The following is a 19,353-nucleotide window of genomic DNA, read 5'->3' as shown; positions in this document are numbered from 1 at the left end:
TGAACTGCTCCCATCGTAGTCTTCTACGGTCTACTATGACAGGAGCAGTTCAGTGTTGCTTTTGGCTTGGGCTTTTTGCAATATATGGACGTTCATTCGTCCTTGCAGGATTATTTTATATCACCATTGTCTAGAATCAATTACTCATTTATAAGTTTTTCTGTATTAAGGGTAAAGCCTTCAATCACAACATCTTCGTCCACTTCAATCATGATGCAACGTCTGCCTTGATAATTCACCTGCTTCACATATCTCAGGTCTTGCGGGCTAACCGAAATCGTAGCAACCTTGGTCTCAATCTTAATAGACTTGGATGTAAACTTCGGCATAACACTGGTCGCCTTCATCTCATAGTTCTTGTTATCAACGATGGTTTCGAAGGCACGTTCTACTTTCTCCGTTGTCAGATCCTCTATACCGCTTGCGGTCAGTACACGTTCCAGATCTTTATAATCCAGCTTTGGAGGTTCTTCCTCATGGGACTCTTCGTTAATTTCGATGACTCGGTTGATCTCCTCGTATACATGTGCAATGGTGGCTGAATCGAACTGTTCACCGGCCACTTCCTTGACGATATCTTCGAAGATCGCCCGTTCTTCCAGTGCGGTAACGGATCTTTCTCCATTCAATACATTTTCAACAAAATGCGGATCCGGGAAATTGGATTTCCCTGTACAATACAGTACACGATTCACATCGGAGTAGTTGTCCGTCACGCTAGGGTACAAGAATCCTTGCTCTGGCGTGCTTAATTTGATAATCGGATCTACAATAATGTTGTATTTAAATTCTCTCTCCACGTAATCAAACAAGAGTGTCTTCCGCTGTTTCTCCGTGGAATTTACGCTGCACAGAATGAACGGATGAGCGAACACCTCATTCTTCTCACTCTCTTCCGTAGCTTCGTTTCTAGCCTTGGTCGGCAGATAATACTGTCCACGCACGAACGTAGCTACCATATCCCGCTCAAACTTCGTATCCACCAACATTCGATCCACGAGCAGCAACATCAGATCCTGCCATTCATCCGGATCACCTGTTACCAGCGCCTGGTGAAGCAATACTTGTGCTGGATCCTCCGCCGCTTCCTGGAACTTCAACTCAAACAACTTCTGATCCAAATCACCTGTCAGCAATTTTTTGAAATTGCCCATGTACAGCTCCTGCTTCTCTCTGTCCACCAGTTCGAACGGGTGACGCTCCCAGTGATAGACCTCATTCGTTTCCTTCGTAATATACACGTTGAGAATATCGTAAATATTCAGTAGATCGTGATCGAGTTTAAACTGCTTGCGTATATGCGCGACTTCTTTTTTATTCATATTGTATTTGGCAACTCCTTAGATATGTTTCTGGCTTTATTAGTATAAAGGATCGACAGAAAATTTGTTGACTAAGTTGTAGCTTGACGGTTACTAGATTTCAGTTACCCAAGTACGTGTTATTCACAACAACACAAAAAGGGAGACACTCTCTACGTTCATACGAGCACCTCCTGCATGTGTTATATCTCCTGATGTTCTAGTCTATTACAGCGATTCCCATTAACATCTTACATATTTACGCTTGAAGCCCGTCCGCCCTTTTCCCACTGCCTTTTGGATATTCTCAGAGGCATTCAGCAGCTTACTCTTGGGCTTGTCCTTGTTCACTTCGACAGGTCCCACAGCCTTGGCTATCTCCACTGCCTGATCGTGCAACGGTTGATAGGATGTTGCAACGGTATACAGGAAGTTGTTCATCGAATATTTTGTTCGTTCCGGAGATTCGTGAATCGTCTTTTTCACCTGTTCCAGCATCTCCATTAGTTTATTCTCCGAAAATTCAGCATCCTTTCGACTGCCGAGTAACCAACAGTAACAGCTCCATCCTGCTGACATTTTCAGCTCATCTCCGCTGGCGATCCACTTATCCGAAACTTCTTGAGCAATATCCGTCTCGGCTAACGTCACAGCAACGATAAAGTCAGAGATCATGTAAAAATAAGCAGCGTCAATCCAACGATCAAAATCTGCTTCCGTCATCGCTTGAGGATCGGCAATCACGCCAGCAAAGTACATCGCATCATAATTCCCCGTTGCATATAGTTCCTCCGCCAAAGGCTGATCCTTTTTGATCCGCTTCGCCATTGGTTTCATCGCCCCGGTTGCCACGCCAAATAGCGGTTCATGCGCACCGTTGGAGATATAGATTTTTTTCGTTCGTTCTTTACCCAGCGCTTCTAGCTCTTGCATCACTTCATCTAGATTCATTTCGCGACACTCCCCATCCTATAAATTATATATCTGATCAAATGAAACGGACACTTATGTTTAACGAAAAACCGATGGAAAATCGCACATTATCCAATGCGAACCATTCTGCCATATGCATAATCATTCCGGCGAGATTACTACCTTACGTATGAGACATTTCCCACTGGGGTATTTTTCCTAAAAAAACTGAATACTATTCAAATTTCCCTATGGCTCTGACAACCTGTTCGAGCATTATCATCGATCATAACATCTATACCATTGTTTCGCACAGATCCCTGAAAAGATAGATATAACTTCTTCGCAGACAGACATTTTTCCTTTCTTATGTTTCTACCGGTAACTTCTGAATACCTGCCGAGAGCCGGATTGAAAGAGCTAATTCCACCAGCACAAGCGGAGCAACATATGTCCATGTCCAAGCAACGTTAAGCTATGGCGGGATACGTCGCTCATCGTTTATGTTCAGTTTAGTGTTGTTAACAAAACCGAGATGAGGAAGGATGCGAGAGCATGAGCAACAATCAAGTGTTAGGCTTTGCCCCTGCCCTGGGCTGGAATTCGTGGAATACCTTTACATGGGATATTAACGAACAATTAATTCGGGATGTCGCTGATGTGTTTGTATCGGAAGGTTATCTGGCTGCTGGTTACGAGTATATTGTCATTGATGATTGCTGGAGCCTGAAGGAAAGGGATGCGAGCGGTAATCTGGTGGCTGACCCGGATAAATTCCCGAGTGGAATGAGAGCGCTTTCTGATTATATCCATAGCAAAGGATTAAAGTTCGGCATGTATTCATGCGTAGGTACACATACATGTGCCGGGTATCCAGGCAGCTTCGAGCATGAATTCCAGGATGCTGCCCTTTTTGCCGAATGGGGCGTTGATTATTTGAAGTATGATTACTGCTTCAAACCGCGCCATATCTCAGGAGAGCTGCTGTACAAACGGATGAGCCTTGCGCTCAAAAACTGCGGACGCGATATCCTGTTCTCCGCCTGCAACTGGGGAGCCGACGACGTATACGATTGGATTAGGGAATCGGGCGCTCATATGTACCGCTCCACTGGCGATATCCGTGACAATTGGGATTCAGTGAAGGAACTTGCCCTGTCTCAATTGGGCAAACAAAGCTACACCGGCTCCTTCTGCCATAACGACATGGATATGCTGATTGTAGGTATGTACGGTGGAAGCAACAATGATTATATTGGCAGCATCGGCGGATGCAACGACATCGAATATAAAACCCACTTCTCTCTCTGGTCCATCATGGGTTCCCCATTAATGATCGGATGTGACGTGCGCAAGGCTAACCAGATCACAAAGGATATTCTCCTGAATCCTGACCTGATCGCTATCAATCAGGATGTAGAAGCGCGCGGAGCTTACCGCATCAAACCAGAACCACAATGGTTTCATACAGACGATGTATTTATGCTGGTGAAGGTACTCACAGATGGTGATCTAGCTATTGGTTTCTTCAACCTGAGCGACAGCCAGCGGGAATTGTCTTTGCAATTTTGGGATATGGGTCTGCCTTACGCTGCCGGTTATGCCCTGTCCCTGTATGACTGCTGGGAACATAAAGAGCTTGGCGTGTTCCGTGAACGCTTCGCTCCCGTTGTCGCAGCACATGATTGCCTCGTCGTCCGGGCCAAACTGGTGAAATAGATGGCTCAACATCGCCTGTGCACCTCCTGTCAGGTTCCGCTCTCTTCAGACGATGTGGGCATCTACCTCAAATTGATCTCGCGCTCTGCCCAGCAATTTCTGTGCATCGATTGTATAGGAGTGAAGCTGAACTGTGGACGCGACCCTATTGAGAAGCTGATCCGTTATTTCCGAGAGTCCGGGAACTGCGCCCTGTTCCGTTAACTTTATACCTTCGTCCGGTGGAGCGTCATGTACGCTGTTGGCGTGTGTGAAGTGGCTTTCTTGAATACTTTGGAAAAATATAACGGGTCATTATAGCCGACAGAATAGGCTACCGATTGAATCGGTAGACCCGACGTCTTCAGCAGTTCACAGGCGCGCCCGATACGGCAGGATGTAATGTACTCCAAAACAGACTTGCCGGTTGCTGCCTTAAACAGACGAAACAAATAACTGCGCTCCAGATTCACTGCCTTTACGATCTCTGTGACGGTCAATGTTGGCTTCCAGTAGTTCTGCTCGATGTACTTTCTCGCCAGCCAGACATAATCCTTGGCGTCCACCTGCGGCTCTTTCGGATAATGCTCCATATAGTAGGAGAGCAGCAGACGCAAACGGGCATCCGCCCGCATTAATTCATAGGATGATGCACCCGCGTTCCAGGCAAGGTGGAAAAAAGGCTGCAATGTCTCCGGCGAGACCGTCACCACGGGTTGTACCTCTGAGAGCTGTGTCAGCCCCAGCAACCGCCCGGCATCCTCACCACTAAACTCCACCCAGACGTACTCCCATGGATCTTGCGGGTCCGGATAATAGTAAATCTCCTTTTGCGGAAATATGATAAAGCTTTCCCCCGTAACGAGCCGAAAAACGCGGCCGCCCGTCTCCAGCGTCCCTTGGCCGCGGATAATATAGTGCAGCGCATAAACGTCACGTACACCTGGCCCCCATTGATGAGCGTTGGCCGGCTTGTGACCACCGCTGATAAAATACAAATTACTGGCTCTACTGCTCTCATGCCAAATCGGATTCAACCACGATTCCCCCTTTCTAAGACGCCCTGTTCTGGCGTTAGGTTTATCTTATATATCGTTGATCAGATGCTCGGTAACGCTTACATGCTAAATCCAGAGAGGAGAATGTTGTATGCTTAGAATGGTTACGGTAGAACATGGACAAGTGCAAGGACTGCCCGCGGCGGACCCGCGGATTACCAGCTTCAAGGGAATTCCTTTTGCCGCACCTCCTGTAGGTGAGAACCGCTGGCGCGCTCCGCAACCGCAGTCGAACTGGGAAGGTGTACTGCAAGCTTTTGATTTTGCCCCCATCTCCATGCAAGCCCCAACAGTCATCGATGATAACAATATCTATACCCGCGAATGGGCCGTTGATCCCGACCTGCCCATGGACGAGGATTGTCTGTATCTGAATGTCTGGACACCCGCCAAGCGTACGGACGAGAAGTTGCCTGTTTTTGTCTGGTATTTTGGCGGGGGCCTGCAAGTCGGCCATACGGCCGAAATGGAATTTGATGGCGAGCGAATCGCTCGTAGAGGTATTGTCGTTGTGACGATTAATTATCGACTGAATGCCTTTGGCTTCCTGTGCCATCCTGAGATTAGTGCCGAATCCCCACATGCACCCGCCAACTTTGGTCATCTTGATCAACAAGCAGGTACCCAGTGGGTCAAACGCAACATTGCCGCCTTTGGCGGTGATCCAGACCAGATCACCATCGGCGGACAGTCGGCAGGCGGAGGAAGTGTACTCAGCCAGATGACCTCTCCGCAAAATAAAGGCTTGTTCCAGCGAGCCGTCATCATGAGCGGTATAGCTACCGAGTTGTACCCGAAGGTCCGCGTGCCTTCTGTCCGCTCCACACTAAGGGATGCAGAGCAAGCAGGGGTTGAATTTTTCGGCTTCCTGGGCGTATCTTCCCTGGCTGAGGCGAGACAACTGGATGCTGAATATCTCCGTGACAAAGCACTCGAATACAAAAGCTTCTGGGGAACCGTCATCGACGAACAATTCTGCGCAGGCGATCCGTTTACTCGTTTTGTTCAGCAGGAGCGCGAGGCGATCCCCGTAATGCTGGGGCATACGTCTTCCGAATTTTGGACCCGTCCCGCCGCAGCCAATCTGGAAGAACTGAAGCAGATGGCTGTGGAGCTGTTTGGCGAGGATGCTCCTGCCTTTTTGCAGCTATGTGAGGCTGATTCCGGCCAAATCGAACATGCTCTGCAACAAGCATCGGTCCGCATGATCCAACATGCCATTCTGCTCGCCATCCGCGCGAACAGCGGTCATCCGTCTGAAACGCCTCTCTACTATTATAACTTCGACGCCGAGATTCCGGGCTGGGATCAGCCAGGTACTTTTCACTCCGTTGATCTGTGGTTATTCTTCGAAACACTTGCCAAATGCTGGCGGCCTTTCACAGGCAAGCATTATGATCTGGCTCGCCAGATGTGTAATTACTTATCCAACTTTATTGCTACAGGTGACCCAAACGGTTCGGACTCCACCGGAAAGCTGATGCCTCATTGGACTCCTTGTACTACAGAACAGCCGTATCTCATGGAATTTGGCGATCAAGCTCAATTACAGAAGGCCGAGTCCGGACCAATGCTCGCGTTTTTAATTGAACAATATTTCAAGAAACAGAATGCACCTGTTGTTTAAAACATAAGGCTTCCCCTCTCACGATATATGTAAGAGCCATGCTGTCGCATGGCTCTTTTTGTATAGTGTGAATGGTAGAGCGATGTTCATTCGCCCATGCCTATTTAGCAAGTTACCCCACTACAGAATAGGCAGCCAAAGGAATCCCACGAACACTCAGCATCATTTCAAGAGATCCGTTATATATGAGTCTGTGTTGGTTTGTTGATGATGACAGGTAGCATAATCTGTAGTGAAAAGATATCCTTTTCCTGCAACACCGTCAACGTCCCGTTGTGCTGCTGGATCATTTTCTGACAACTAACGAGTCCAATTTCGTTGCTATCTTTCTTTTTGCCAACACGTTTAATCTTATTCTCCACCTCAAGAATAACCCATTGTTGCCTCAAAGAAATCTGGATATGAACGGGATGCCCTGGATCGGCGTATTTTCGAATATTTGAAAATATATTATCCATTACGCGACGCATGGCGACCAGATTGATTTCCAGCAAAAACTCCTCATGATGTGCATCTGTCTGAACCTGCACGTCTATATCGTCCAAAACCACTAATTGCTCATCTATGAGTTGATCGATAAGCGCTCTGCCCTCATACATTTCAAATTCTACTTCCTCTTCTTCAGCGGCCGAGGATACCGTAAAATATTCAAATAGTTTGTCCGACAACACTTTGATCTGATAAGCCTTCTCCCGGCTATTATGAATATACTGCAATAGATCCTCATGTGTCTTATATTTGTTGAGCTCTATGATATCCATATATCCTAATAGAATCGTGAGTGGTGTTCGCAAATCATGAGAAATCGCCGTGATCAATTCACGGTTAGCCATCCTGACCCTCTCCTCGCTGTCCAGCCGCTCCACAAATGATTTCCTCATCTCATCAATACTCTGAGCCAGAGATGACAGTTCATCCTTTCCCGATATCGTAATCGAATAGTCCAAATTTCCACCTTCGAGTATTTTGATCTCTTGTTCAAGCACGCCAATATAAGATGTTTTCTTATTAATCATCAGTAGAAAGGAAACAATGAACACAATGGCTGCTATGAAAACACCAATAATCAGAATGAGGTTGTAGTATTGATACTCATAAAAGCTAACCAAGTATATCTGGGCATCCTGATCCGCAAAATGGATGGTGGTGATGGGTATTTTCGATGGCACGATTTGAGTTAACAGCTCTTCATTAATGGCAGGATCAATCTCCGTGTTGGAGGAAAATATCAATTTGTCTTTTGCAAAAATATACAGATTTAAGTAGCGCTCATGTCTTATCCAAGCAGACAATTGCTCATGATCACGGGTTGACACGTTCTGGCTATCCACAAATGCTTCGAATCGATCAAGCGCATCTTGCTGCCTGTTCTCTACAAAAGTGGATTTGCTTAAATAACTATCCAATACAGTCTCGCCAACAACTTGTAAAATAACGAGTGCACTTATGGAAATGACCAAAGAAATGACAACCGCCAGAACCAGTTTAATCTTCAGCTTTTTTCCGATTAATAATCTATTCAATTTTGTACCCCTTCCCCCAAACGGTCTTCACATATTTAGGGTTCTGCGGGTCATCCTCCAGTTTGCCTCTCAAGTTACGAATATGAACCATCACTGTGTTATTACACGTATAAAAGTAGGGTTGCCCCCAAACACTCTCATATATATTTTCTGCCGAGAACACCTTTCGTCGCTTCTTAGCCAACAGCAGCAAAATCTGGTATTCAATTTCAGTTAGAGCAATCTCCTTGTCTCCAACAAACACGGTTTTTGAATCCTGATGGACGGTAAGATCCTTAACGATAATTTGGTCCTGTTCTTCGGTCTTCTCCTTGCCCCGATAAACATAATACCTCCGCAGTAAGGCCTTCACCCGCGAAACAAGTTCTGTATAGGAAAAGGGTTTGGACAAAAAGTCATCACTGCCTGAGGAAAATGCCAATTGTTTGTCAGAATCCTGCGTTTTCGCTGTGAGAAACAGGATCGGTGCGCTTGTTTTTTCACGAATCTCCAGACACGCCTTCAGCCCCGATTTATTGGGCATCATCATATCCAAAATAATGAGATCCGTCTCTTCGTTCACTTTATCAATCGCATCTTGACCATCTATCGCTTCAATCACTTCATAATTCTCACTCTCTAACAAAATCCTTACAATTTCACGAATTTCACTGTTATCATCAGCAATTAGAATTTTCTTGCTCATCTGATCCCTCCGTCTAATTTCAGTATAATATGCGTTATTAGCGACTACCAGCAAATACAATCGACTTAAGAATTCTTCAGAAGTTATGTAGGTATCTCTTAATAATTTCGTCTTATACTGTAAATATGTAGAAGTTATTAGACAAAGGGGTCGTCAGGTATGCCACAAACTTCGAAAAAAGTAATGATTAACATCTTGTTGGGTCTGTTCATCATGTTGTCCATTGGTCTACTGGTGTATTATTCTCCTGCCCTTATTAAAATCATGTCTTCCATGGACAACTTCAGAGCGTATATTCATTCAACAGGCCATTGGGGTCCGGTCATGTTTATTTTATTCCAGATTCTTCAGATCGTGGTTGCACCCATTCCAGGAGAAGTGGTACAGATTGCAGGCGGTTATATCTATGGGGTTACACTTGGGTCCTTGTATACTACAATAGGTTTGATTATAGGCTCAGCGATTGCTTTTTATTTCACTCGTTTTATCGGTCGCGCTTATATTTCACGGCTAATGCAAAAGAAAAATAATAAGTGGATGTCGTTAATTCATGATGAGAAGAAGTTCTCCGCTTTTTTATTCATCTTTTTCGTGATTCCCGGCTTGCCCAAAGACATGCTTGTATTTGTCGCCGCACTTACATCGATTAGTTCGTTTAGATTCTTCACGATCCTTATCGTCGGTCGTCTGCCGTGGATTATTGCATCTGCTGCTGTGGGGTCCACAATTCATATGCAACAATACACGATCGCCATTATCATTTCTGTTATCGCTGTGATCGGATTCGTTCTTGGCTATATCTACAGAGAGAAATTGGTGGGATTGTTCTCCCGGTCAGACAGTACCAAAGCCAAACCCAAGGCTATACCAAGTTATAGTAAGAATAGGGAGTCTCGTAAAATAAAAAGAGATACAACATGAACAAAGCCAATCTATTGATATGAAAACCGGAGGTATATCATCTTATGCAAATACTTAAAACCAATCGATTAATCCTGCGAAATTTCACCGTAACGGACGCAGCCGGACTGTTAGAATACACAGCAAATCCCAGAGTGAATTGTTTTATGGATCAACGAATTTCAACGTTGGAAGACGCGGCGGCAGAGGTCGCAAAAAGAAGCAGTGACGATTCCCACATCGCGGTCTGCCTGAAAGACAGTAACGAGTTGATCGGTGAGCTGTTTGGTATGAGGGAAGATCGGGATTCCGATACGGATAAAGATTCAAATTCAGATACCTATAGTATTGGTTGGAATTTTAATGGCAGATTTGAAGGGAAAGGGTACGCCAGTGAGAGCGCCAATGCTTTTATCGAAAATCTCTTTATGGAACAGGGAATAAGAAGACTGTACGCCTATGTCGAGGATGATAACTTCCGTTCTCAGAAACTGTGTGAGAAGCTGGGCATGCGCCGGGAAGGTCTTTTTTTGGAGTTCATTTCATTTGTCAAAAATGAGGACGGCACACCGAAATATGAGAATACGTATCAATATGCTTTGTTGAAAAAGGAATGGCTGGCACAGCGTGAATCGCAGAAATAAAGAAAGACATGCCTGCCTCATCATTAGTTAAAAAAAGTTATAGAAATGAGTACGTACCCATACGTTCGTTCCACAACAAATACGGCGGCTTCTCCCTGGATAGATTCCAGAGGAAAAGTCGCCGTTTCATTATCGTGCAGAACACTATTGATCGAGCAATGTGTTTATAAGGTCACAATACATTCAACTTGAATACTAGACGGTGCTGCCCCAATATTGCTTTGCAATTTTCTGCCCCTGATCAATCTTCGCCCATTGCTGAGCTTCGCTTAATTCGTTACCACCATCACAAGATGCAAAGCCGCATTGGTGAGACAACAACAGCCGATCCTTATCGATGATTTTGGAAGCTTCGTCCAGCAGACGGACAACACGTGCTTCATCATCAAGTGTACTCGTTTTGGATGACAACAGACCCAGTACAATTTCCGTTTCAGGTCTGTCCTTGAACACTTCCAGAGCTTCAATTGAACCCGCACGATCATCATCCCACTCCAGGAAGAAACGGTCATACTTCAATTGCTTCAGGAATAGATTCGCAATTTTGGCATACGATCCACCGCCCATGTTGCGGGAATCATAATTGCCGCGGCAGTTATGTGTCCACATTTTCAAGCCCAGGCTATGACCAAAGTCAATCACGGTATTATTAATATCAATGAATTCGGTAGCGAGACCCTTTACTTCATCTTGATTAATATTTTCCCCTGTAAACGGAGAGTTCGGGTTGTCGTCTGCAAACAGTTCCCACAAGCAATCATCGAATTGCAAAATTTTACCGCCCACTGCAGCGAATTCCTCCACGAATTCCTTATACGCGATCACAAGACCCTCTTTGAGCTCCTGTATGTTTTGATATACAGCATCCGTTCCACCAATGTTATCCGACCAGGAAAGCTCACCGAAAATATGGGAAGGAGACGGTACGCAAAGTTTCGTTTGTTGCTCGCCAGCCGTGTCTTGCAGTTGTTGGAACAGTTGAATGAAATGATGGTTCTTTCCACTCAATTTATCAGTGATGCGCAGTCCAATATCTTTGCGTGTTTCATACTTCGAAGTTCCGTCCACATCTCTGAAAAAATAGCCATGATCCGCGATGTAACGCTTCACGCCGCCAAATCCCCATACAAAGTCCAGATGCCACATCGATTTGGAGAATTCGCCATCGGTAACCACGGACAAGTTATGTTCGATTTCCTTTGCGACAACTTGTTTGATTGCCTCTGTCTCACACTTCTCATATCCTTCGTAGTTTTCATAGAACGGATATTGGATATCATCATTATGTTCAATTTGCGTTTTATATTTCAGCAGCTCATCCGGCCGCAATAAACTTCCTACGATCTGGAACTTATCAGTCATGTAAAAAACCCCCTCGTTGTATACAATGATCATATCACGCTGAGAGCAGTTAGAAGGGATACTAAAAAACCATAACTGGTTATAGTTAAAAGCTATATCAAAAGTTATTCAATTTCACACCGTACGACGACGCAGTTCATAAAAATACTGAACGGCTGGATGCTTTAATTTGACCTGCTCCGACATATTTAGAATTCTCTTTTTGCCAACTCGTCTGTCCATTAAAGCCAGAATATTAAACAAGATATCCTTGCTCTCCAGATTATCCTCTATAGAAGTGGATAAATACGTCGTAGCTGCAACGGTAAAATTCGATTTACTAAGTGCGGTCTGAGCCAACAAAAGCTCTTTGGCAAGTACGGAGATTTTTCTACTTCTTGCCATGACTTGAAGACGATCCTCGGGAATGGGTCCTTTGGAATCTTTTCTGATAGCTTCAATCTCTTCATCGCTCACAGGAATCATGATTTCCGGGTCGCTCTTGATCTCCTGCTCTGACTGATACCATCGAATTGGGGTTGTAGTATCACTCATGTTGAGTACATTCTTTTTATCTACAGTAATATAACAATTGCCTGATTTATCAGGTGAATAGCGATAGCTGGTGGCACGGTACTCCACCCTTCCAACTAACGCAGGACTAAGAAAACTCTCCAGTTGTTGCTTCAATTTACTCCAGGACATAGATCCTCCTATTATCAAAAGCCTACCGCATGAATTGCGGCGATCATTTCAAATATTTTTCAATCCGTCTCCAGTATCAACATTCATCTAAATTATAACATAGCAAACCAAATTGATGATGGAAGAAACCCAGTTATTGGTTTTAAAATCCCCTATGTGATAAAATTGCAGAAAATTATCTACTTACTATTAAATCGTCATAGCCTACCATTGGAACATACGTTGTTATTCACAAAGGAGAGGAAGAGTGTAATGGCTACGAAGGAAGCAACCTTACCTGCTCATATGGAAAAACTCGTTAAAGATAATGATATCGCTACTGTAAAAGAAATTTTCGAGCAATGCGAATGGGATGCACGTGGGGGTTATAGCAAAGGTACGGCCCTCAGCTTTCGGCATATTTCGGATGAATTGGTCCGCTGGCTGGTAGCGCAAGGAGCAGACATTAATGCACGCGACAAATATCAACGCACGCCTTTACATGCCCATGCCTCACACTGGTCAGGAAATGTACCCCTGTTCCTTGAATTAGGTGCGGATCTGGACGCTGTGGATTACCAAAATGAAACACCGTTACATGCAGCGGTCAATGGGTATCGAACCAAAGTGGTTCAAGAGTTGGTAACCCAGGGCGCTACGATTAACGTAGAAAATAAACAGGGAAATACGCCATTAGCTAAGGGGTTAGCCAATTGCAGGAATAGCGATATAGTCAGTCTGGCAGAGATTGCCGCAATTCTGCTGAATGCCGGAGCATCGGTCACCCCCGATATGAAAGAATCGGTGAAGCGGATCGGTAAGGATTTTGAATTCGTCCGTGAGAAGTTCAATAAGGACAAGGTCGATGAAGTTTCAGATGCGCTGATCAAACTGTACCAGTTATTTGATGTCGAGCCGGTAGCGAATCGGATCATGCACGATGGGACTACTCCCATTCAGGTAAAGGCAACCACCTGGACCAAACAGCACCAAGAGCTGTGGGAATATCTCATTCCAGCCAAAGGCCACGCTCAAACGGTGCAGGGAGAGGTCATCCGCATCACAGGACGTGTGTCCCATGAAGTATTGGATAATGGCGGTGGAAACTGGGATGCGGAGTATCGCAAGATGCTGGATGCACTGATTCGTCACCTGGGCTCTGGTACGCCACTCGCCCCCGCACTTCTCCAAGAGGCAGCAGACTTAGTCAGCAGGCTTCGCAATGGATACGATTTTGATGCGCCCGCCAGATTATCTGAGTTGGCTGTGTTATGGGTGCTTGCCAATCCTCAGCCGGTGGCTATGGAAAAGCCTGCGTATACGCGTTAAACAGCAAAGCAAAAAAAAGAAGCGGAAGAGTTACCGCTTCTTTTTTTGCTATTATTCTACCTGAATCATACTCCGTATCCATGATTACGTCTTACTCTACTCTACCTGTTCATTGCTTTCAAACTCATTGAGCAATTCGCGTACTTTAGAAGTGGTCTTGGCGTTCATCAAGCTGTTTCTCAGCTCACTAGCACCGCGGAAGCCACGAACATATATTTTGAAAAAACGGGCCAGCGGGCTGAACGAACGTGTTTCAAGCTCTGAATATTGATCATGGAGATCCAAATGCAGCCGTAGCAAATCAAGCAATTCCGTGCTGGTGTGTTCCCTCGGCTCCTTCTCAAAAGCAAACAGATTCTGGAAGATACCGCGTCCAATCATAATGCCATCTACACCATATTGCTCCACGAGTCTAAGGCCTGTCTCACGGTCAGGAATATCCCCGTTAATCGTCAGAAGAGTATTGGGCGCTATCTCGTCACGAAGTTTTTTAATCTCAGGAATCAGTTCCCAGTGAGCGTCTACTTTGCTCATTTCTTCTCTCGTCCGCAGATGAATGGACAGATTCACGATGTTTTGAAAGTAAAAAAACTGTTCCTGTCCTTGTTTCGTCTTCACCTATAGAGCATTTTAAAGTAACGGGGGGAGCTATCTTACACTTCGTATTACAATTCGCCAAATGAAAAGAAAGCGAAAAGTTCATTTTGAATATCACGCTTTGTAAATAATATCCTACTTCGTACACATAGAGAACTTAACTAATCTCGAATAAATTCATTTCTGCTATAAATTTTCTTAGCCAACTCAATTATTGCAACGGTTATACCCTCATAGGTAACTATAGATTCATCATTTAGTATTGGGTATTCATTGGAAAACACTCTCCCGATAGCGATTCCAGATTGAGTGAATGTAATTTCTCCGAACCTTTGAACCTCATCAGTAAATGATATGGAATAGACAAGAGCTGTTTTGCTTTCTTCTACCTTACGGGCATTAAGGAAATTCGTGACCACGATGCTCTCTTTAGCATACTCAAGCTTCTTTAAAGCTCCCATAACTACTCTAATCTCTAATTCAAATCTATTCTTAATTATTAATAAAGAGGATGCAAACTCATCACTATGTGAGAGGTGACCATATTCCTGCTCAGTGCTGTGATCCAACTCTTGAACACCAACGAAATTTAATTTTTCCTGATTTAATTGGGCATTAAGTTCATCATATGTTCGCTTATATTTTCTAGTCATTTTACTGAAAAAGGGATCTTCACTTTTTTTTGACATTATCACCAAATCTTCCAATACAGGCTTTGCCTTGTCAAGATCTAGAACCCATAACAACGAGTTAATTTCCTGCAATTTTATGAGCACCATCTTATTCATAGCATGTACCTGCCAATCCATTTGTCTTGAAGTAATTGGCGAGTGGCTTTATCCCTTTGCTTAAACTGTTTATTTTTCAGTATTTTCAAAACTCTTTCTAGTTTCCTCAACGTGAAGTTGGCTTTCTTAACAAACAAAAAATAGCGTATAAAATGTCGGTTGGAGCCCGGATTTCTTGCCACATCTAGATCAATTCTTGCAATTACGCCATAGCCAACTGCATTTAAAATGCCCTCGCGATCACATTCTGTCCAATACTTTAACAACTGTTCCAATGCATCCAGCAGATAACCACTATCTTTTTTTAAATGAGTCTTCACTTCAAGTGGTAAATTGTCTGGTAATGTGCTTAAAGAAGAGAGGCTTGTTCCCCATAAGGCATCTATGTTAGACCAATTACAGTAAAACCGGAAATCCGGACATTTAATCTGATGGGCTTTCATCCTATGGAATGGTAAATTTCGGACTCCCATTGAAGATTCCAGAGCTAGCATAACAACAGCTTCACCAATATTCCCTGTAACTGCTTGAGATTTGTGTTTCTCTGAGTGGAGTTTGATTCTGCCAATGGAATGTCCCTGATATCGATTATTAATCGTCCATATCGGAGCTCCACTTGCGTTTACGTAGTCATCATAATGAACACCAAGCGAACGAATCAAATTTCCTGTATAGAGATTACCGTAAATGCCTATTTCAGATTTAGTTACATTATAGATATGTGAACGATTTATTGCCAATTTAGGCTGCGATGCTAGAAAAAAGGAACACTCAATTTGTATCATTATCTTTCACCTCATTTTTATTATGAAATGCTTGCTTTAGATTAATGTATGTATATTAGGAAATATATGGTTTGAAACATTCTACATATGGTGATAGGTAAATGTCTTATTAAAAGACTTCTTGAACAGTTATCTAATGACTTTAGCACCCTTGCAAATGGATATATTGTATCGTGCTATTCCCCTATACAGTAATAGCCAAGCATAACAAAGATCCCCTCCGGTTTTCAGTGTTAGGTTCATTCAAACATGAACTTCTTTATCACTGTCCACCATGAGAGGATGCCCTCTTCTTCCACAACTACAATAGTTTTTTCAGTAGCTTTTTTATAAGGTTACTTTTAATCGTCACTATCATGTTCGTGGAATAAATTATAAACGTTAATTGTAGGAATGATAACGGGAGAAATACCCGCTTGAGCAGTAAAACTTGTAATAGTCGACCTCAAATAAGGAAGTAATATTGCCATTGAATTCAACTCAAAATTCTCAAAATCAACATTTTCACAATCAAAATACCCTCGCATAGTAAGTTCTAAAAAAAATGGAAAGTTATTCTCGTTAAAATCTTCATCAAATAATCTGCAAGTTAAAACAACAATTGCTTTGGATTTATCTGTAGAAACATGAACTTCAGACGAGAATTTAAATTCAATCTCTAATTCTTCATTCTCGATATCATTGAAATTATGATTGCGTGAAAATATCATTCTATCAATTTTATAATCATTAAATCGAAGTGTACTTATAATTTCATCTTCCATAATAACCCTCTATCAATTTTTTTGTAATTTTAGTAGATTAACTCGCGAGCGGAAAACTTCCCGCCACATGATTTGTCTTTGGACTATATTTTGATTTATATGTTCCACCAATTGTAAATGTTGTTTTATTCTCATAGGAGTAACTCTCGGCTTCACTAAAGATTACATGACCCTCACCGTTTTCAACTTCAAACCCAGCTTCTTTGAGCAAGTTTACAAATTCATCCCGATCCATCTCATCAAAGAAATTATCAATACTTTTTTGAATGTCTGACATTTCAAACACTCCCATCAAAACTTATTTTTTCTTTTAGTGTAATCAATTGTACATCTCTGAGACATAATTCTACTCCATTTGGAGTATGAGGTATTAACTTGTGTTCTCTATCATTATCATCAGGTGTAATTGTGCATCCTCTTACTAACTTATAACGATCTTTTATACAGATCATATTATAAACCTTACCATCTAAATCATCCTGATTTTTAGCCTTAACGTTAATCCCATGCTTTTTAATCTCATTTTCCACAAATCTCTTTCTTATACCTTGGTAATATTTATTGTGTTCACCAAGTGGATCTGTTACATCAAAAACCTGTCTTTTAAGCATAGCAAGTTCAACTCTAAAAAGACCTACGGAAATCCCTTTATTTTTAAACTTTCGAGTCGCCCAATAATTTGCCATTTCGATATCTTCTTGAAAAAAATATACTCCGTTACCCAACCATCCGATTCTGTTATAATCAATGTTGAAGTTACCCTTTTCAATTTTAACAGCTGCTGACTCACTTGTACCATGATAACCTTCAAACTCAAAATTTTCAGTCATTGAGAACTCCGTATCTTTATTATCATAATCTAAAACAAGGTAAAAAATACCTATCTCTTTACAATAATACCCTAACTGAAAGGCCCTCGCAAGCAAAACCAACCTGTTATAGAATATAGAATAGACTAAAATGTAATATATTCATCAAGCAACGTACGAACTTCACTTGTCGACTTGGCGTTCATCAAGCTGTTTCTCAGCTCACTAGCCCCGCGGAAGCCACGGACATAGACTTTAAAGAAACGGGCAAGCGCACTGAACGAACGTGGTTCAAGCTCGGAATATTGATCATGCAAATCCAGATGCAGACGCAGTAAATCAAGCAATTCCTCACTACTGTGTTCCCTCGGCTCCTTCTCAAAAGCAAACGGATTCTGGAAGATACCGCGTCCAATCATAATGCCATCTACACCATATTGCTCCACGAGTCTAAGGCCTGTCTCACGGTCAGGAATATCCCCGTTAATCGTCAGAAGAGTATTGGGCGCTATCTCATCACGAAGCTTCTTAATCTCCGGAATCAGTTCCCAGTGAGCGTCTACTTTGCTCATTTCTTCTCTCGTCCGCAGGTGAATGGACAGATTCACAATGTCCTGTTGCAAGATATGGGTTAACCAGTCACGCCATTCGTCTACCTCAGTAAATCCAAGACGCGTTTTTACACTGACCGGCAGCCCCCCGGCTTTCGCCGCCTGAATAATCTCCGCCGCAAGGCCTGGTCGGCAGATCAAGCCGCTTCCTTTTCCATTCTCGGCTACATTCGCTACCGGACAACCCATATTGATATCGATGCCTTTAAAGCCTTCTTTCGCCATACCGATACTCATCTCACGAAAGAATTCCGGTTTATCTCCCCAAATATGAGCCACAATCGGCTGTTCATCCGCTGTAAACGTCAAACGCCCGCGCACACTATGGTGCCCCTCAGGGTGACAATAACTCTCTGTGTTCGCAAATTCGGTAAAAAACACATCCGGTCTGCCTGCCTCACCTACGACATGCCGAAACACAACATCCGTCACATCTTCCATGGGTGCCAGTATAAAAAATGGTCGTGGCAATTCACGCCAAAAGTTTTCCTTTGTCATCTCAAAAGCTCCTCTATACATTCCAGGACAGTCTCCGTCCTCATTAATAATCATAAAACGTAACTCTTTGCATCTGCCTGCCTATCATCTACATTAGAATTAACATTAACAGTTTTCGTTGCAATTCACATTATGCTGTCCTTGCTTCTTCACTTATACCATGCAAATGTAACTTCGTTCAAACAGCAGTATCTGTTATTACTTCCATTAGATCTTCAGATTAACGGAAGTTCGATGATCTCAAAATTGCCCTTTCCCGATTTTATCACGTCTTTATTAGATTTTCAGCCCGATTGCTCTTGCCGAACTGGAAAAGCTCCTCTAAAATGAAGCTCGACAGGCTTTTAACCTGCAAATCAAGATTTTAAGGAGGCCTGAATGATATATGGAAATTTCACTGGATATGATCAAAGACAAAGTCGAATGCTTGCAGGCTTATGACTTCCGTGAACTGGAACGAGCGATCGAAGAACGAATCGGAATGAACAAAGCATTAATGCTACGCGTGAAGCAAGTTCAGCATCAAGTAACGTTTGACCCTTTTCGCAACAAGATGTTATATAGTGCAATCGTGCATTTTGCCGTAAATTAATGGACCAAGATTTTCAATAGTGAAAAACAGTTCACTGACGCAATTGCATTTAAGCATATCCTATAAAGCATGCAAAAAAGAAGACGCGAATTCGCTCGCGTCTCTTTCCATATCAAACTCCATTTTCTCTTATTAAAACTCCTGCTTAAATAACATCGCCAAGTTTGTTTAAAACGCGGTGTTAAAAGAGGATTTTTGTCACCTGTA

General features: G+C 43.1%; 20 protein-coding genes and 1 pseudogene. 7 read left to right on the top strand and 14 right to left on the bottom strand.

Annotated features, from left to right (window positions below; translation table 11 throughout):
* Positions 1-140 precede the first annotated feature (140 nt).
* Together MKY01_RS04280 and MKY01_RS04275 are read right to left on the bottom strand one after the other, a co-directional pair.
* Positions 141-1,322 (bottom strand): DUF4317 domain-containing protein, encoded by a 1,182-nt coding sequence (locus MKY01_RS04280; protein ID WP_036606014.1) that lies wholly within the window; start codon positions 1,320-1,322, stop codon positions 141-143.
* A gap of 222 nt (positions 1,323-1,544) precedes the next feature.
* Positions 1,545-2,252 (bottom strand): DNA alkylation repair protein, encoded by a 708-nt coding sequence (locus MKY01_RS04275; RefSeq protein ID WP_339285513.1) that lies wholly within the window; start codon positions 2,250-2,252, stop codon positions 1,545-1,547.
* Positions 2,253-2,768: 516 nt separating this feature from the next.
* Here MKY01_RS04275 and MKY01_RS04270 point away from each other — a divergent pair.
* Together MKY01_RS04270 and MKY01_RS04265 are read left to right on the top strand one after the other, a co-directional pair.
* Positions 2,769-3,932 carry a glycoside hydrolase family 27 protein gene (locus MKY01_RS04270; protein ID WP_339285511.1) on the top strand — a complete coding sequence of 388 codons (1,164 nt, stop codon included), beginning with the start codon at positions 2,769-2,771 and terminating at the stop codon, positions 3,930-3,932.
* Positions 3,933-4,136 carry a hypothetical protein gene (locus tag MKY01_RS04265; RefSeq protein WP_339285510.1) on the top strand — a complete coding sequence of 68 codons (204 nt, stop codon included), beginning with the start codon at positions 3,933-3,935 and terminating at the stop codon, positions 4,134-4,136.
* Between the two features lie 2 nt (positions 4,137-4,138).
* On the opposite strand, the gene MKY01_RS04260 is transcribed toward MKY01_RS04265, so the two are convergent.
* On the bottom strand, positions 4,139-4,948 hold the full coding sequence (locus MKY01_RS04260) for an AraC family transcriptional regulator (protein ID WP_339285509.1): 810 nt from the start codon (positions 4,946-4,948) through the stop codon (positions 4,139-4,141).
* 112 nt (positions 4,949-5,060) lie between these two features.
* Here MKY01_RS04260 and MKY01_RS04255 point away from each other — a divergent pair, with 112 nt between their 5' ends.
* Positions 5,061-6,596, top strand: coding sequence for a carboxylesterase family protein (locus MKY01_RS04255; RefSeq protein WP_339285507.1), 1,536 nt, complete (start codon positions 5,061-5,063; stop codon positions 6,594-6,596).
* 179 nt (positions 6,597-6,775) lie between these two features.
* Here the strand turns inward: MKY01_RS04255 and MKY01_RS04250 are convergent, their stop codons facing one another.
* Positions 6,776-8,119: a HAMP domain-containing sensor histidine kinase gene (locus MKY01_RS04250; protein ID WP_339285505.1), complete on the bottom strand. Its 1,344-nt coding sequence runs from the start codon at positions 8,117-8,119 to the stop codon at positions 6,776-6,778.
* Positions 8,112-8,804 carry a response regulator transcription factor gene (locus MKY01_RS04245; RefSeq protein WP_339285503.1) on the bottom strand — a complete coding sequence of 231 codons (693 nt, stop codon included), beginning with the start codon at positions 8,802-8,804 and terminating at the stop codon, positions 8,112-8,114. Before MKY01_RS04245 ends, MKY01_RS04250 begins: the two co-directional genes overlap by 8 nt.
* A gap of 159 nt (positions 8,805-8,963) precedes the next feature.
* Here MKY01_RS04245 and MKY01_RS04240 point away from each other — a divergent pair, with 159 nt between their 5' ends.
* Complete coding sequence (locus MKY01_RS04240; RefSeq protein WP_339285501.1) at positions 8,964-9,725, top strand: TVP38/TMEM64 family protein; 762 nt, start codon at positions 8,964-8,966, stop codon at positions 9,723-9,725.
* Positions 9,726-9,769: 44 nt separating this feature from the next.
* Positions 9,770-10,348, top strand: a complete 579-nt coding sequence (locus MKY01_RS04235; protein ID WP_339285499.1) for a GNAT family N-acetyltransferase — start codon at positions 9,770-9,772, stop codon at positions 10,346-10,348.
* Between the two features lie 195 nt (positions 10,349-10,543).
* Here MKY01_RS04235 and MKY01_RS04230 read toward each other — a convergent pair whose 3' ends face one another.
* Together MKY01_RS04230 and MKY01_RS04225 are read right to left on the bottom strand one after the other, a co-directional pair.
* Positions 10,544-11,710 (bottom strand): cobalamin-independent methionine synthase II family protein, encoded by a 1,167-nt coding sequence (locus MKY01_RS04230; protein WP_076253801.1) that lies wholly within the window; start codon positions 11,708-11,710, stop codon positions 10,544-10,546.
* A 114-nt stretch (positions 11,711-11,824) separates the two neighbouring features.
* Positions 11,825-12,394: a hypothetical protein gene (locus tag MKY01_RS04225; protein WP_282319400.1), complete on the bottom strand. Its 570-nt coding sequence runs from the start codon at positions 12,392-12,394 to the stop codon at positions 11,825-11,827.
* Positions 12,395-12,646: 252 nt separating this feature from the next.
* On the opposite strand from MKY01_RS04225, the gene MKY01_RS04220 reads away from it, so the two are divergent.
* On the top strand, positions 12,647-13,702 hold the full coding sequence (locus MKY01_RS04220) for an ankyrin repeat domain-containing protein (protein ID WP_339285496.1): 1,056 nt from the start codon (positions 12,647-12,649) through the stop codon (positions 13,700-13,702).
* A gap of 96 nt (positions 13,703-13,798) precedes the next feature.
* Here MKY01_RS04220 and MKY01_RS04215 read toward each other — a convergent pair.
* From MKY01_RS04215 to MKY01_RS04185, 7 genes and pseudogenes are all read right to left on the bottom strand, one after another.
* Positions 13,799-14,288: pseudogene (locus MKY01_RS04215) on the bottom strand (tRNA-dihydrouridine synthase); the annotation flags it as partial.
* Between the two features lie 172 nt (positions 14,289-14,460).
* On the bottom strand, positions 14,461-15,087 hold the full coding sequence (locus tag MKY01_RS04210; protein WP_339285494.1) for a hypothetical protein: 627 nt from the start codon (positions 15,085-15,087) through the stop codon (positions 14,461-14,463).
* A complete protein-coding gene (locus MKY01_RS04205; RefSeq protein ID WP_339285492.1) occupies positions 15,084-15,872 on the bottom strand; it encodes a hypothetical protein in 789 nt (262 codons plus the stop codon). Before MKY01_RS04205 ends, MKY01_RS04210 begins: the two co-directional genes overlap by 4 nt.
* A 341-nt stretch (positions 15,873-16,213) precedes the next feature.
* Entirely contained in the window at positions 16,214-16,636 is a 423-nt protein-coding gene (locus tag MKY01_RS04200) for a protein-export chaperone SecB (RefSeq protein ID WP_339285491.1), read from the bottom strand.
* Positions 16,637-16,673: 37 nt separating this feature from the next.
* Positions 16,674-16,913, bottom strand: coding sequence for a hypothetical protein (locus MKY01_RS04195; RefSeq protein ID WP_339285490.1), 240 nt, complete (start codon positions 16,911-16,913; stop codon positions 16,674-16,676).
* Position 16,914: 1 nt separating this feature from the next.
* Positions 16,915-17,466, bottom strand: coding sequence for a hypothetical protein (locus tag MKY01_RS04190; RefSeq protein WP_339285488.1), 552 nt, complete (start codon positions 17,464-17,466; stop codon positions 16,915-16,917).
* A gap of 125 nt (positions 17,467-17,591) precedes the next feature.
* The gene (locus tag MKY01_RS04185) at positions 17,592-18,554 is read right to left on the bottom strand and encodes a tRNA-dihydrouridine synthase (protein ID WP_339285486.1); all 963 of its coding nucleotides are present in this window, start codon (positions 18,552-18,554) and stop codon (positions 17,592-17,594) included.
* 385 nt (positions 18,555-18,939) lie between these two features.
* Between MKY01_RS04185 and MKY01_RS04180 the strand changes: the two genes are divergently transcribed.
* Positions 18,940-19,146 (top strand): DUF2536 family protein, encoded by a 207-nt coding sequence (locus MKY01_RS04180; RefSeq protein WP_076329555.1) that lies wholly within the window; start codon positions 18,940-18,942, stop codon positions 19,144-19,146.
* The last annotated feature ends 207 nt before the right edge of the window (positions 19,147-19,353 follow it).

The sequence above is a fragment of the Paenibacillus sp. FSL R5-0486 genome, from assembly GCF_037975155.1.
Classification (GTDB): Bacteria; Bacillota; Bacilli; order Paenibacillales; family Paenibacillaceae; genus Paenibacillus; species Paenibacillus amylolyticus.
The sequence above is the reverse complement of the archived record's forward strand: the minus strand, read 5'-3'. Positions and strand labels throughout refer to the sequence as shown.

Bases quoted from the DNA above. Each gene is read 5' to 3' on its own strand.
- MKY01_RS04225 (WP_282319400.1), bottom strand. From the start codon at position 12,394: ATGTCCTGGAGTAAATTGAAGCAACAACTGGAGAGTTTTCTTAGTCCT.
- MKY01_RS04235 (WP_339285499.1), top strand. From the start codon at position 9,770: ATGCAAATACTTAAAACCAATCGATTAATCCTGCGAAATTTCACCGTA.
- MKY01_RS04270 (WP_339285511.1), top strand. From the start codon at position 2,769: ATGAGCAACAATCAAGTGTTAGGCTTTGCCCCTGCCCTGGGCTGGAAT.
- MKY01_RS04275 (WP_339285513.1), bottom strand. From the start codon at position 2,252: ATGAATCTAGATGAAGTGATGCAAGAGCTAGAAGCGCTGGGTAAAGAA.
- MKY01_RS04195 (WP_339285490.1), bottom strand. From the start codon at position 16,913: ATGTCAGACATTCAAAAAAGTATTGATAATTTCTTTGATGAGATGGAT.
- MKY01_RS04180 (WP_076329555.1), top strand. From the start codon at position 18,940: ATGGAAATTTCACTGGATATGATCAAAGACAAAGTCGAATGCTTGCAG.
- MKY01_RS04230 (WP_076253801.1), bottom strand. From the start codon at position 11,710: ATGACTGATAAGTTCCAGATCGTAGGAAGTTTATTGCGGCCGGATGAG.
- MKY01_RS04280 (WP_036606014.1), bottom strand. From the start codon at position 1,322: ATGAATAAAAAAGAAGTCGCGCATATACGCAAGCAGTTTAAACTCGAT.
- MKY01_RS04190 (WP_339285488.1), bottom strand. From the start codon at position 17,466: ATGACTGAAAATTTTGAGTTTGAAGGTTATCATGGTACAAGTGAGTCA.
- MKY01_RS04185 (WP_339285486.1), bottom strand. From the start codon at position 18,554: ATGACAAAGGAAAACTTTTGGCGTGAATTGCCACGACCATTTTTTATA.
- MKY01_RS04240 (WP_339285501.1), top strand. From the start codon at position 8,964: ATGCCACAAACTTCGAAAAAAGTAATGATTAACATCTTGTTGGGTCTG.
- MKY01_RS04200 (WP_339285491.1), bottom strand. From the start codon at position 16,636: ATGGAAGATGAAATTATAAGTACACTTCGATTTAATGATTATAAAATT.
- MKY01_RS04265 (WP_339285510.1), top strand. From the start codon at position 3,933: ATGGCTCAACATCGCCTGTGCACCTCCTGTCAGGTTCCGCTCTCTTCA.
- MKY01_RS04245 (WP_339285503.1), bottom strand. From the start codon at position 8,804: ATGAGCAAGAAAATTCTAATTGCTGATGATAACAGTGAAATTCGTGAA.
- MKY01_RS04205 (WP_339285492.1), bottom strand. From the start codon at position 15,872: ATGATACAAATTGAGTGTTCCTTTTTTCTAGCATCGCAGCCTAAATTG.
- MKY01_RS04210 (WP_339285494.1), bottom strand. From the start codon at position 15,087: ATGAATAAGATGGTGCTCATAAAATTGCAGGAAATTAACTCGTTGTTA.
- MKY01_RS04220 (WP_339285496.1), top strand. From the start codon at position 12,647: ATGGCTACGAAGGAAGCAACCTTACCTGCTCATATGGAAAAACTCGTT.
- MKY01_RS04255 (WP_339285507.1), top strand. From the start codon at position 5,061: ATGCTTAGAATGGTTACGGTAGAACATGGACAAGTGCAAGGACTGCCC.